We start from the raw sequence: 13867 nt of genomic DNA, 5'->3' as shown, positions 1-13867 counted from the left end.
AGCATGCCGTGACGACGACCCCCGTCTCCCCCAGCCTGATCGCCACCCTTCCCGGCCACTACTACACGGACCCGGAGATCTTCGGCCGGGAACAGGAGCAGCTCTTCGAGTCGATGTGGTTCTGCGCGGTGCGCAGCGCCGACCTCGACAAGCCCGGTGCTTTCCGGACGGTCCAGGTGGGCCGTGAGAGCGTCCTGATCACCCGCACCCGCACGGGCGGGCTGCGCGCCTTTCTCAACATCTGCCGGCATCGCGGGGCACGTCTGTGCACGGAGGAGTCCGGCGAGGTCCGCCGCTCCCTCCAGTGCCCGTACCACGCATGGACGTACGACCTGGACGGCAAGTTGATCGCCGCGCCCAACTTGATCAAGATGCCCGACATTGATCGGGTCGAGTACGGGTTGATCAATGTGTCGTTGCGGGAGTGGCTCGGCTACGCCTGGGTGTGCCTCGCCGACGAGCCGCCCTCCTTCGAGGACACCGTGATGCACGCGGCCGTCGAACGGCTCGGCGACGCGGCCGCGATCGAGCACTACGGCACCGAGAAACTCGCCCTCGGCAAGCGCATCACCTACGACGTGAAGGCCAACTGGAAGCTGATCGTCGAGAACTTCATGGAGTGCTACCACTGCGCCACGATCCACCCGGAACTCACGGACGTGCTGCCGGAGTTCGCGGACGGCTACGCGGCCCAGTACTACGTCGGCCACGGCGCCGAGTTCGGTGAGGAGATCAAGGGCTTCACGGTCGACGGCAGCGAGGGCTTCGCCAGGCTGCCGGACGTGACCGCCGACCAGGACCGCCGCTACTACGCCATCACGGTCAAGCCGACCGTCTTCGTCAACCTGGTGCCGGACCACGTCATCCTGCACCGCATGTTCCCGCTCGCCGAGGACCGCACGGTCGTCGAGTGCGACTGGCTGTACGCGCCGGAGGTGGTCGAGTCCGGGGCGGACGTGTCGAAGTCGGTGGAGCTGTTCCACCGGGTCAATGTGCAGGACTTCGAGGCGTGCGAGCGCACCCAGCCGGCGATGAACTCCCGCGCCTACCGCCGGGGCGGGGTGCTGGTGCCCAACGAGCACCACATCGGGATCTTCCACGAGTGGCTGCTGGAGAACCTGGGAGGCGGCCATGCCTGAGCTGTTCGTCGACGGCCGCTGGCGCGCCGCCCTGGACGGGCGCACCCGTGAGATCCGCTGCCCCGCGGACGGCTCCCTGGTCGCGGTGGTGGACGAGGCGGGCGGCAAGGACACCGTGGAGGCGATCGCGGCGGCGCGGCGCGCCTTCGACGAGGGGGCCTGGCCGCGTACGTCCGCCGCGGACCGCGGGGACCTGCTGCTGCGGGTCGCCGACCTGCTGGTGCGCGACAAGGAGGCGCTGGCCCGCGCTGAGTCGCTGGACACGGGCAAGCGGCTGGTGGAGAGCGCGTACGACATCGACGATGTGGTCAACTGTTTCCGCTACTTCGGCAGGTTGATCGCTGTTGAGTCGGCCGGTCGGGTGGTGGACACCGGCATGGATCACATTGACAGTCGCATCAACTATGAACCGGTCGGCGTCTGCGCATTGATCACCCCGTGGAACTATCCACTCCTCCAGACAGCCTGGAAGGTCGCCCCCGCGCTCGCCGCGGGCAACACCTTCGTGCTGAAGCCGAGCGAGCTGACCCCTCATACGGCCGTCCACCTCATGCGCCTGCTGGAGGAGGCCGGGCTGCCTCCCGGCGCCGGCAACCTGGTCCTCGGCGCCGGTCCCGAGGCGGGCGCCCCGCTCGCCGACCACCCCGACGTCGACCTGCTCTCCTTCACCGGCGGGCTCGGCACCGGACGGCGGCTGATGGCGGTCGCGGCCGGCACGGTGAAGAAGGTCGCGCTCGAACTCGGCGGCAAGAACCCCAACATCGTCTTCGCGGACGCCGACTTCGAGGCGGCCGTGGACATGGCTCTCACCGCCGTGTTCCTGCACTCCGGCCAGGTCTGCTCGGCGGGCGCACGGCTGCTGGTCCAGGACACGCTGCACGACCGGTTCGTCGATGAGGTCGTCCGCCGGGCGGAGCGCATCCGCCTGGGCGGGCCCTTCGACGAGCACGCGCAGACGGGCCCGCTGATCTCCGCGGCCCACCTCGCGAAGGTCGAGGCGTATGTGGCCAAGGGCCTCACCGAGGGCGCCGTACTGCGCTGCGGCGGGGAACGCGCGACCGGCCCCGGCCTCGACGCGGGCTTCTACTACCGGCCGACCGTGCTGGACGGGTGCACCGCGGACATGTCGGTCGTCCAGGACGAGTCCTTCGGGCCGGTCCTGACCGTCGAGCGCTTCACGAGCGAGGACGACGCGGTCCGGCTGGCCAACGACACCATCTACGGCCTGGCCGGCGCCGTCTGGACGACCGACGAGGCCCGTGCCGCCCGGGTCGCGTCCCGGCTGCGCCTCGGCACGGTCTGGATCAACGACTACCACCCGTACGTCCCCCAGGCCGAGTGGGGCGGCTACAAGCAGTCCGGCTTCGGCCGCGAGCTCGGGCCCGCCGGACTCGCCGAGTACCGCGAGACGAAGCACATCTGGCGCAACACGAACCCGGTCCCGCAGGGCTGGTTCGACTGACCGACCCGGTCCCGGGCCCCGCAGGGCTGGTTCGACCGACCGACGCGGCTCCGGGCCCCGCTGTACGGACTCGGCCCGCCGGTCCCGGTCCCCGGCCCCGCACGAGCCACTCCCTCCCCTCCCCCAGGCCCACGAGGAGTCCGCTCATGGCACAGACAGCACCACCCTCAGATTCCCGCCGCCCCGACGACGCCGAGCTCGCCGAGTTCGGCTACAAACCCGAACTCAAGCGCACCCTCGGCAGCTTCCACACCTTCGCCGCCGGGATCAGCTACATCTCGATCCTCACCGGCACCTTCCAGCTGTTCTACTTCGGCTACGGCAGCGGCGGCCCCGCCTACTGGTGGTCGTGGCCGCTGGTGTTCGTCGGCCAGTTCATGGTCGCCCTGTGCTTCGCGGAGCTGGCGGCCCGCTACCCGGTCGCGGGATCGGTGTACAACTGGTCGAAGAAGATCGGCAATCCGCATCTGGGCTGGCTCGCCGGGTGGATGATGTTGATCGCGTCCATCGTGTCCATCTCGGCCGTGGCGCTCGCCTACCAGTTGACGCTGCCGCAGATCTCCGACGCGTTCCAGTTCGTCGGGGACGGCACGGGGAAGTACGACGTGGCGACCAACGCGGTGGTCCTGGCGTCCGTGTTGATTCTCTTCACGACTCTGGTCAATGCGTTCGGCGTCAAGTTGATGGCCACGATCAACACGGCCGGTGTCTTCATCGAGTTGATCGCCACGGTCGTATTGATCGTCCTGTTCGCGGCGCACATCACGCGCGGCCCGCAGGTGGTCACCGACACCGCCGGCACCGGGGCGGGGTACCCGACCGGCTACCTCGGTGCCTTCCTGGTGGCCTCGCTGGCGTCGGCGTATGTCATGTACGGCTTCGACACGGCCGCCTCGCTCGGCGAGGAGTCGCTGGACCCGTCCCGCAACGCACCCCGTGCGATCATCCGGGCGATCGTCGCTTCGTTCCTGCTGGGCGGCCTGGTGCTGTTGCTCGCGTTGATGAGCGTGTCCAGTCTGAACGGCGAGAAGCTGTCCACGGACGGACTGCAGTACGTCGTGCTCGACGTCCTGGGGTCGACGGCCGGCAAGGCGATGCTGTGGTGCGTGCTGATCGCGGTGACCGTGTGCGCGCTCGCGGTCCACACGGCGGCGATCCGGCTGGCGTTCGCCATGGCCCGCGACAACAACCTGCCCGCGTCCTCGCTGCTGGCCCGGGTCAGCCCGCGGTTCAAGACGCCCGTGCTGCCGGCCGTGATCATCGGTGTGCTGGCGCTGGCGATCCTGGTGGTCAACATCCGTCAGCCGCAGATCTTCACCGTCGTGACCAGCATCGGCATCATCATGATCTACCTGGCCTATCTGGGCGTGACCGCGCCCATGCTGGTGGCCCGGCTGCGCGGCAAGTGGCAGCCAGCGGGTGACGGGAAGTTCTCGCTGGGCCGCTGGGGCCTGCCGGTGAACATCGTCGCCGTCCTGTGGGGCCTCGGTATGACGGTCAACCTGATCTGGCCGCGCGCGGCGGTCTACAACGCGGCCGCGCCCTTCCACTGGTACCTGCAGTGGGGTGCCGTCCTGTTCGTCGCGGTCATCGCGGGCGGCGGCTTCGCCTACTACTGGTTCGTCCAGCGCCACCGCACCTGTGTCCTCGCCGAACACCGTCTGGAGCCCGCTTCTCCGGAGCCGACCCTCGCCGCCCCCGCGGCCGACTGACGGAGGTCAACAGCGTATGCGTACCGATGAGTTCGACTATGTCGTGGTCGGCGGCGGCACCGCGGGCAATGTGGTGGCGGCCCGGCTCTCCGAGGACCCCTCCGTCACGGTGTGCGTCCTGGAGGCCGGCCCCAGCGACGTCGGCGACGACGACGTGCTCAAGCTGGAACGCTGGATGGGCCTGCTGGAGTCCGGCTACGACTGGGACTACCCGGTCGAGCCGCAGACCAGCGGCAACAGCTTCCTGCGTCACGCCCGGGCCAAGGTGCTCGGCGGCTGTTCCTCCCACAACTCCTGCATCGCCTTCTGGGCACCGGCCGAGGACCTCGACGACTGGGCCGCGCAGGGCTGTACGGGCTGGAGCGCGGCCGATGTGTTCCCGCTCTACCAGCGGCTGGAGAACAACGACGCCCCCGGCGACCACCACGGCCGCACCGGCCCGGTGAAGCTGCGCACGCTCAAGGGCGGCGACCCGTGCGGCACGGCCCTGCTGGAGGCGTGCGCGCAGGCCGGCATACCGACGGTGCCCTTCAACACGGGCAGGACCGTGGTGCGGGGCGCCAACTGGTTCCAGATCAACTCCGACGAGAACAACATCCGTCAGTCCTCGTCGGTGGCGTATCTGCACCCGGTGATGGGCAGGCGGCCCAACCTGGAGGTGCGTACCGGGGTCCGCGCCAAGCGGCTCGTGCTGGAGGGGCGCCGGTGCGTGGGCGCCGAGTACCTGGACCCCGACCTGATCCACACCCGTACCGTACGAGCCCGCCGTGAGGTCGTCCTCTCCTGCGGGGCGATCGACTCCCCGAAGCTGCTGATGCTGTCCGGCATCGGGCCCGCGGGGCATCTGCGCGAGGTCGGCGTCGAGGTCGTCGTGGACTCGCCCGGCGTGGGCGAGAACCTCCAGGACCACCCCGAGGGCGTCATCATGTGGGAGGCCCGGCAGCCCATGACCACCACGTCCAGCCAGTGGTGGGAGGCGGGCATCTTCTACGACACCGAGCCCGGCCTGGACCGGCCGGACCTGATGTTCCACTACGGCTCGGTGCCGTTCGACATGAACACGGCCCGGCATGGCTATCCGACCTCGGAGAATGCTTTCTGCCTCACTCCGAACGTCACGCGCGCGAAGTCACGCGGAACGGTGCGGTTGCGCACCCGGGACTACCGCGACAAGCCCATGGTCGATCCGCGGTACTTCACGCACGAGCACGACGTACGGGTGATGACGTACGGGCTGCGTCTTGCGCGAACGATCGCCGGGCAGCCCGCTTTGAGCGGTTGGGCGGGCGCTGAGCTCGCCCCCGGTCCCGATGTCCGTACGGACGACGAACTGCTCGACTACATCCACAAGACGCACAACACCGTCTACCACCCGTCCTGCACGGTGAAGATGGGCGCGGACGGCGACCCCTCGGCCCCGCTCGACGCGCGGCTGCGGGTCAAGGGGGTCGAGGGGCTGCGGGTCGCGGACGGTTCGGTGATGCCGGACCTGGTCACCGTCAATCCGTGCATCACGACCATGATGATCGGTGAGAAGTGCGCGGATCTGATCAAGGCCGACCGATAGGCGCGGGATCGATCATCAGGCCGGTCGTTTGAACATCCGTGTCGCTGTGATCTCGCTGTGCACCGTTTCTCCCGCCTGGGGCTGTTGCGGCAGTCCCGGGCGGAGGTGTTCCTCGACGCTGATGTACTTCAGGCCCGCCCTCAGGTCCGCGTCGTTGCGCAGCCGGATGACCAGCGGGAACTCGGCGAGCGCGGTCGTGTCGAACAGGCCCGTGGTGTACAGGAGCTGGACACCGAGGGCGTCCGACACCGCACGCTGGAGCTCCAGCAGGTACGTCGCGTTGGCGCGGCCGATGGGGTTGTCCAGGAACAGCGTGCCGGCGTGGCGGTGCTTGTCGCGGCCCCGGTCGTTCGACCGGAGCGCGGCCATCGTGCAGTACAGGGCGATGGCGGCGGTGAGGAGCTGGCCGCCGGAGAAGACGTCGCCCATCTGACCGACGGGCACGCGCTCGGCGCGCAGCACGGCGTCCGGCTTGAGGATCTCGACGGCGACGCCCTTCGGCTGGAGGGCGGCGGCCACTCCGCGCAGCAGCAGGGACATGCCGTCGCGGCGCAGGTCGGAGTTCTTCTTCACGGCCGCGCGGGTCGCCTCGTCGATGACCTCGCCGAGACGCTCGGTGAGGGTCGCCTGGTCGGGTTCCTCGAAGCGGATGCGCAGGAACTCCTGCCCGGACCACTCGCCGAGCCCCTCGGGCAGCCGGGACAGCCGCTGGGCGGAGCGCAGGGTGGCGAGGGCCGACTCGACCAGTCCGCGCAGCCGGTCCACGATCGAGTCGCGGTTGCGCTCCAGCTGGGCGAGCTCGTCGGTGAGGACACGCAGCCGGGGTGCGAAGGCGTCGGCCCACTTCGCGGCGTGCTCGGGCAGCGCGGCGGCGGGCAGCTCACGGATCTGCTGCCGGGCGGGGGTGCGGACCTGCTCGTAGCGGGTGGAGTTGGCGTGCCGGACGAGCACGTCGCTCGCCTCGCGCACGGCGGCCTCGGCGGCCGACAGGTCGGCGGCGCAGCCGCGCAGCGAGCGGCGGGCCTCGGCGCCGGACTGCCGGGCCTCCTCCAGGCTGCCCGGGTACGGCTCGGCCTCCTCCTGCTCCTCCTCGGTGACGTGTTCGCGCAGCAGGTCGCGCAGCAGCGCTGCGATCTCGTCGAAGCCGCCGGCGGCGTCCTCGGCGGCGCGGTGCGCGTCGAGCAGCTCGGCGTGTGCTTCGCGGGCCTGGTTCAACGCCTCGGTGCGCGAGGCGAGTTCGGCGGTAGCGGTGCGCAGCAGGGCCTGGGCGTGTTCGGCGTCGCGCGGCTGCGTCTCCTCGGGCAGCTCGGTGTGCGTCTCGCCCTCCTCCGGCGCGTGCCGCTCGGCCTCGCCACGCAGCCGGCCGAGCTGCTCGCTGGCGGTGGACATCCGGGTCTCCAGGAGCTGCACCAGCTCCTCCGCGCGGGCGGCGGCAGCCTGCCGGGAGGGCCCGTCCGAGCCGTCGGGCGACTGCAGGAGCTGCTCGGCGCGGGTGCGGACCTTGTTGCTGAGCCGGTCCAGCTCGGCGCGCGCCGCGCTCTCGTCGCTCTCCGCGCGGGCCTGCTCGGCCCGCAGATCGGCGCCGACGCCGACCTTCTCGTAGACCTGGGAGGCGGCCCGGTGGGCCTCGCGCAGCGCGGGCAGGGACGCCTTGGGCCCACTGGCGTCCGCGTCGGCGTCCGGTACTTCGTCGGGGGCGCCCGCGATCTCGGCGCGCTCGGCACGCAGCGCCCGCGCGGTGCGGCGGGCGTCGTCGGCGGCGCGCTGGGCGGCGCGGCGGTCCTCGTCGGCGGCGCGGGCGCGCTCCAGGCAGGCCTGGGCGCGGGCCTCGGACTCGGTCGCCTCGTCGGCGAGTTCGCGCAGGCGGACCTGCCAGCCGGCGCGTTCACGCAGCCGGAAGGCGAGCCCGGCGAGGGCGTCGGCGGCGCGCCGCGCCTTCTGCGCGGCCTCCTGCCGTTCGTCACGGACCTGGGCGGCCTCGGCGGCGGCCTCCTCCGCCTCGGCGCGGGCGATGCGCGCCTCGGCCAGCTCGGCCTCGGTCTCCTCGGCGAACGTACGCGCTTCCCGGGCGGCCTCCGCCAGCTCCAGGAGCCGTCCGGCCGGGCAGCCGGTGCGCCAGGAGGCGAGCCGCGCGGCCAGCTCCCGGTCCTTGCCGAGCCGGGCGGCGAGCGCGCGGATCTCCTCGTCACGCTCGGTGGCCCGCGCGCGCAGCGCCTGCCGCTCCTCGTCGGCGGCGTGCTCGTCGTGCATGGCCGGGTTCGGCGGTACGAGGAACACGTCACCGTCGTCCGCCACCGGCGCCGGAGTCGGTGCGAGCAGGGCCGCCGCCGTGCCGACCGCGACGGCGGAGCGGGGCAGCAGCGCGGCGTCGCTCAGCGCCTCACGCGCGCGTGCGTGCGATGCGGGGTCGGTGATGATCACGCCGTCGACGAGTTCGGGCCGGGCGGCGAGCACACGCGCGTGGTCGGCCGGATCGACGGCCTGGGCGAGGTAGCGCCAGCCGGGCAGGGCGGGAATGCCGTGCTCGCCGAGGAACTCGACGGTGGCCAGCACATCGGGGCCGGGCGGCAGCAGTCCGCCGTCGCCGAGCGCGCCGAGGATGCGTGAGTCGTCGGCGGCCGCGGTGCGCAGCTCGAACAACTGGCGTTCGGCGGAGGAGACGGCGTCGTCGAGGAGCTCGCGCAGCTCGTCGGCGAAGCGGTCCAGCTCCTCGGCGCTCAGGGGGGTCTCGGCCGGGGAAGCGTCCTCCTCCCGGCGCTGCCGCGGAACACCCGCGCGTACGTCGTGCCCGGCGAGGCCCAGCAGCTCGGCGAGCCGCTCCTCGGCGGCGAGGGCCTGCGCGGTGCGGCGTTCGCCGTCGTACGCGCGTTCCGCGGCGACGGCGGCGTCGGCCGCGCGGGCTGCGGTCAGTTCCGCGCGCGACTCGGCGGAGGCGGTCTCGCGGGCGTGCTCGGCGGCCCGGCGGGAGGCCTCGCGGGCAGCGTCCCAGGCGGCGACGGCGGTCTTCTCGGCGTCGCTGGCGGCGAGCGCGGCGCGGGCCGGGTCGGCGTCGGGCGCGCTGTCGTCGAGCCAGCCCGCGCGGACGGCCTCGGCGGTCTCCTGCTCGACCTCGGTGAGGCGCTGGCGCAGATGCCCGGCCTCGCTGCGGGCGCGCTGCGCCTCGGTGGCGGCGGCGGTGGCGTCCCGGTGGGCCGCGTCGCCCGCCTCCTGGAGGGCGGCGGAGCGCTCCTCCTCCTCGTTGGCGAGGGTCTCGGCGCTGCCGGCGGCCGCGTGCAGGGCCCGTACGAGATCCACGGCGGCCTTGGTGCGGGCGGCGAGCGCGGGAGCGGCGTCCCGCTCGGCCTCCTGGATGGCGGCGGCCACGCGCGCGACCCGGTCGGCCGCCGCGCGGTGGCGCAGCACGGCCTCGGCGGCCTGCCAGGCAGCGTGCAGGGTGCGTGCGTCGGCCAGCTCGCGCTTCTGCGCGGCGGCGGACTTCTCGGCGGCGGCGAGGGCCAGCGAGGCGTGCCGGTAGGCGAGTTCGGACGCGATCAGGGCGCTGCGCCCGCGCGCGGACTCGGAGTGGGTGACGGCGTAGGCGGCGGCCGTGACCCGCTGGGCGAGGTCGGCGGCCCTGCGCCGTTCCTGCACGCCCCGCGCGGACAGCCGTCGGGCGAGGGTGCGGGTGCGCCGCTCGGCGCCGGAGTGCACCTCACGCGCGCGTGCCCGAGTGTCGGCGGCCTCGACGATCCGGCCGAGCAGGTCGACGGACCCGGCGGTGAAGTCCCGTTCGGCGATCAGCTCGGCGCGTCGCCCCAGCTTGTTGCCGAAGCCGCTGACGAGGTCGGCGAGCCCGTCGGTGTCGCGGGTGTCGGTGACCGCGCGCAGCAGCAGGTCGGTGAAGTCGGAGTCCTTCTTCACCGCGAACAGGCCGGCGGCCTCGCCCTCGTCGGCGTTCATCTCCCGCTGGTAGCGGAAGAGTTCGGGGTCGAGGCCGAGGTCCCCGAGGTGCTCGATCCAGCGGTCGTGGATCTCCTCCCAGTGCACCTCCAGGTGCGGATACGCCTTGCCCGCCTCGGTGATGGCGTCGCGGAAGCCCTTCATGGTGCGGCGGCGGCCCTGCGCGCCCGAGACGCCCTCCACGGGCGCGCGTACGGCGGTGGACTCGGCGACGGGGAGGTTGTCCAGGGTGAGTCCGGGGCCGGGCCGGAAGGAGTACCAGGCCTCGGCGAACTTGCGCGGGTCGTTGGAGACCTGGCGGCCGCGCCATTCGCTGACCTTGCCGACCACGACGCACTCGCCGGTCAGCACGTGCTGCCACTCCAGGGCCACGTGTCCGCAGTCGTCGGCGAGCAGGAACTTGCGCAGCACGCCGGAGCTGGCGCCGCCGAGGGTGTTGCGGTGGCCCGGCAGCATCACCGAGAAGATCAGCTTGAGCAGGACGGACTTGCCGCCGCCGTTCTCCAGGAAGAGCACACCGGCCGGCGCCGGGCGGCGCGGCGGGCCGACGGGCTCCTCCTCGAAGAACTCCGCCTGCGTGGGCGCGGGGTCGGGCACGACGTCGCCCACGCCCCGCAGATCAAGCACGGTGTCGGCGTAGCGCGCACCGGCGGGTCCGATGGAGTAGAGGCGGACCCGGGACAGCTCGTACATGGCGGACTCTCGTCAGTCTTCTTGCAGGTGAGGGAGGTTCAGGAGTGGAAGGGCAGCCCGGCGTCGGCCACCAGGTCCAGGTCGTCGCCGTCCTCGGCCGGCAGCAGCGTGGGCGTGCCGTCGGTGACCGGGACGACGCCGAGCTCGAGCAGCTCGGCCATGGCGGCGCTGCCGGCCATGTCGCGGACCTGGAGCTGGTAGCGGGCCGTGGTGCGGTAGGTGCCGCCGTGGTCGTCGCCGGTGCGCTGCAGGAAGCCGGAGTCGGTGAGGAAGGCGACGGCCTTGCCGACGATGCCGGTGGTCGACCCCGCGAGGCGGCGCGCGTCCTTGGTGGCGCCGGTGGCGCTGCGTCTGGCCCAGATCCGCCAGGCCGCCTCCAGCCCGGGCGCGTCGGTCGCCGGGTCGGTGTTCTCGCCCTGCTCCTCGGCCCGCTCCTCCAGGCGGCGGCAGGCCTGCCGGACGAACGCGTCGACGCCGTTGACGCTGACCCGCCCGATGTACCCGTCGTCGGCGAGGTCCTCCGGCCGCGGGAAAGCCATGGCGGCCACGGCGAGATGGGCCAGCCCGTGCAGGAAGCGGTCCGAGCCGTCGGCCGAGGTGCGGCGGGCGTAGTCGCCCATGCGCACGGCGAACACCGAGTCCTCCGCGGCGGTGACGGCCATCCCCGCGCGCGGGGACACCTCCAGCACGACCAGCCCCAGACCGGCGGCCACGGCGTCGGCGAGCCGCGCGAACGCCGGGTCCTCCCGGTAGCGGCGCAGCAGCTCGGCGTACTCCTGGTCCCGCGCGGGCTGCAGCTTGGGCTGCAGGCCGAAGGCGACCAGCCGCGCCGCGTCGGCGGCGTCGGCGGGAGTGACGGCACTGCTCACCGGCGCGGCGGCAGTCTCCGGCTCACTCCACTCGACGTGCTCGGTCACGGCTTCGGCTCCTTGCTCGGCTGTCGCGAAGATCGCGGGTGTTGCGGGTATCGCGAAGATCGGGCGTGTTGCGGGTATCGCGAAGATCGCGGGTATCGATCACTCATGCTGCTTCCGTCCGGTCCGCCGCCATCCCCGCGGCGTCCAGCAGGGCGGTGCCGACTATCAGGTCGGCGCCGCCGAACTCGGGGTCGTCCAGTTCCGTCCCGTCGTCCACGGCGAACAGCAGCTTCTCCTCGCCCTGCCGGTACGCCGTACCGACCGCCGGGCTCGCCGCGTGGACGGCCAGCAGCGCGACCAGGTAGGGCAGTTCGGGGTCTCGGCCGCGGGCCTCGGCCAACAGGCCCGAGAGTCTGCGGGGCGCGTCGGCGGGCAGGTCGAGCAGCTCCATCGCCTGGGCGAGCTGCTCCTCGCTGAAGCGGCTGTCGTCGGGCGTGGCGATGAGGTCCGGCTCGGGCATCTCCGCGCCCAGGTGCTCGCGCTCCATCGGCGGGGTCAGCAGTATGTCGACCAGGTCGCCCACCCGCACCGACACCGGGGTGCGCAGCCCGGTCCCCTGCGCGAAGAACGCGTCGGTGACCCGGACGGCCTGCTCCAGCGGCAGCGGCAGCACGGGCGCGAAGAGGTGCCCGTACAGGTCCGTCCCCGCGGAGGCCATCGGCGTGGCGAAGGCCTGCCGGTCCTGCTCCGCGCGGAACAGCGGCCCGGCCTCCAGCAGGCGCGACTGCAGCTGCGTGTGGCGCCGGATGCAGTCCTTGACGATGTCGACCAGCTCGGCGGCCCGCCGCTTGTGCTCGGGGTCCTCGGACTCGTCGCGTGCCTTGCGGATGTTCGTCAGGATCGCGTTCTCGTGGCGGTAACGGTCGGCCACGTGGTCGAGCGCCTCGGCGATCATGTCGGGCACGGCGTTCAGCCAGTCCACCGCGCGGACGTTGCGCCGGGTCGCCTCCAGCGCCCGGCGCAGGGTCTCGGAGTACTGCACGGTCCGGTAGCGGGCCTGCTCCGCGGCGAGCTGCGCGTCGGCGAGACGGCCCCTGTTGATCAGGACCTCCAGCTTGACCTCGGCGGCGATCTGCGCGCTGGTGACGTCCGTGTCGAGCGCGCCGACGAGGACGTTGACCGCCTCGTCCGTCGTCCGCAGATAGACGCTGCCGCCGGGGCCGGGGACCTCCTCGATCAGCTTGAAGTCGTAGTCACGGCGGACATAGGTGCCGTCCGCGGCGAAGGTGCCGTACACCGCGCGGAAGCCGCGGTCGACGCTGCCGACGTTGATCAGGTTCTCCAGCACCCAGCGGGCCACCCGCTCGTGCTCGGCGGTGGGGCGCTGCGGGGCCTGCGCGGCGATGCGGGGCACGAGCCGGGCGACTACCTGCTCGTGGTCCGCGCCGGTGTCGAAGTCCATGTTGAGTGTGACCAGGTCGATGGCCGAGAGGGCCACCTCCGCCATGCCGTACACCGAGTACTCGCCCGCGAGGTTGGCCTTGCGCGCGTCGAGGTCGTGCAGCGGGGCGGTGCAGGCGAGCGCGCGCAGGCGCCGCGCCAGCCCCTCGTCGGCGGCCGGGCCCGGTGCGGGGCGGGACGCTGCGCTGAGCTGGGGCGGCACGGGGTCCGTCGTTGCTGGCGGTGTCACGGTGCAAAGAGTAGGTGCTGGGTCTGACAACAACCCAAATCGGTAGTCGTTCGGGTGCGGGGTCGTCTGTGGTTGCTCGCGCAGTCCCGCGCCCCTTACGGGGCGCTCACACGCCGTCGGTACGCGTTCACGACCCGCTCCAGCGAGTCCGCCAGGTAGATCCCCAGCGACCGCTCCGCCGCGTCGCGGTCCCCCGACTCCAGAGCGAGCAGAATCGCCTCGTTCCGCGCGAGGTACGGCTCGTGGAGCTCCCGCGGATCGTCCACCACATGGAAGGCGAGCCGCAGCTCGGCGAACACACTGCGCATCAGCTCGTCCGTTCGCTCACTGCCGGCGAGCGCGACCAGTTCCCGGTGGAAGTGGATGTTCGCCGTGCCCAGCGCTTTCCAGTCGTCCTCGCGGATCGCCCGCCGCCCTTCGGACACGGCCGCCGCGAGCCCCTCCAGCGCGTACGGCGGCTTCCCCAGGCCCCGCACCACCGCGCACTCCACCAACGCGCGCGTGCGGTAGATGTCCTCGACGTCCTCCACAGTGAGCACTCGAACAAAAACGCCCCGATTGAGCTCATGGACGAGCAGTCGTTCATGTGTGAGCAGCCGGAACGCCTCGCGGAGCGTGTTGCGGGAGACGCCGAGGGCGCCGCCGATGCTGTCCTCCGAGAGGCGGGTGCCGGGCGGGAAGAAGCCCTCGGCGATGCGGCTCCTGAGGATGTCCGCGACGCGCTCCGCGGTGCTCGTACGTCCGAGAAGTGCGCGGTCGTCGGCCAGTCCCGTCAACTGCTCTGCCATGCCCGGAATTCAACCGCAGC

The 13867-nt window shown here is 72.2% G+C and carries 8 protein-coding genes; 4 read left to right on the top strand and 4 right to left on the bottom strand.

Going from position 1 to position 13867, the window contains the following annotated elements; all coding sequences use genetic code 11:
* The first annotated feature begins 8 nt into the window (after positions 1 to 8).
* The 4 genes from ACIQ6Y_RS29415 (at position 9) to ACIQ6Y_RS29400 (ending at position 5880) form a co-directional block, all read left to right on the top strand.
* On the top strand, positions 9 to 1139 hold the full coding sequence (locus ACIQ6Y_RS29415) for an aromatic ring-hydroxylating dioxygenase subunit alpha (protein ID WP_404043301.1): 1131 nt from the start codon (positions 9 to 11) through the stop codon (positions 1137 to 1139).
* Positions 1132 to 2601: an aldehyde dehydrogenase family protein gene (locus ACIQ6Y_RS29410; protein ID WP_404043299.1), complete on the top strand. Its 1470-nt coding sequence runs from the start codon at positions 1132 to 1134 to the stop codon at positions 2599 to 2601. Before ACIQ6Y_RS29415 ends, ACIQ6Y_RS29410 begins: the two co-directional genes overlap by 8 nt.
* Before the next feature lie 146 nt (positions 2602 to 2747).
* Positions 2748 to 4313, top strand: coding sequence for an APC family permease (locus tag ACIQ6Y_RS29405; protein ID WP_404043297.1), 1566 nt, complete (start codon positions 2748 to 2750; stop codon positions 4311 to 4313).
* Between the two features lie 16 nt (positions 4314 to 4329).
* A complete protein-coding gene (locus ACIQ6Y_RS29400) occupies positions 4330 to 5880 on the top strand; it encodes a GMC family oxidoreductase (RefSeq protein ID WP_404043295.1) in 1551 nt (516 codons plus the stop codon).
* Between the two features lie 15 nt (positions 5881 to 5895).
* On the opposite strand, the gene ACIQ6Y_RS29395 is transcribed toward ACIQ6Y_RS29400, so the two are convergent.
* The 4 genes from ACIQ6Y_RS29395 to ACIQ6Y_RS29380 form a co-directional block, all read right to left on the bottom strand.
* Positions 5896 to 10512, bottom strand: a complete 4617-nt coding sequence (locus ACIQ6Y_RS29395; RefSeq protein ID WP_404043293.1) for a hypothetical protein — start codon at positions 10510 to 10512, stop codon at positions 5896 to 5898.
* Between the two features lie 38 nt (positions 10513 to 10550).
* Positions 10551 to 11429, bottom strand: a complete 879-nt coding sequence (locus ACIQ6Y_RS29390) for a hypothetical protein (RefSeq protein ID WP_404043291.1) — start codon at positions 11427 to 11429, stop codon at positions 10551 to 10553.
* A 103-nt stretch (positions 11430 to 11532) separates the two neighbouring features.
* Positions 11533 to 13059, bottom strand: a complete 1527-nt coding sequence (locus ACIQ6Y_RS29385; RefSeq protein WP_404043289.1) for a hypothetical protein — start codon at positions 13057 to 13059, stop codon at positions 11533 to 11535.
* A 95-nt stretch (positions 13060 to 13154) separates the two neighbouring features.
* Positions 13155 to 13847: a GntR family transcriptional regulator gene (locus ACIQ6Y_RS29380; protein ID WP_404043287.1), complete on the bottom strand. Its 693-nt coding sequence runs from the start codon at positions 13845 to 13847 to the stop codon at positions 13155 to 13157.
* Positions 13848 to 13867: the final 20 nt, after the last annotated feature.

Source organism: Streptomyces sp. NPDC096205 (genome assembly GCF_044763135.1).
Classification (GTDB): Bacteria; Actinomycetota; Actinomycetes; order Streptomycetales; family Streptomycetaceae; genus Streptomyces.
Note: the sequence above shows the minus strand (reverse complement) of the source record. Positions and strands in the feature narration are given on the sequence as shown.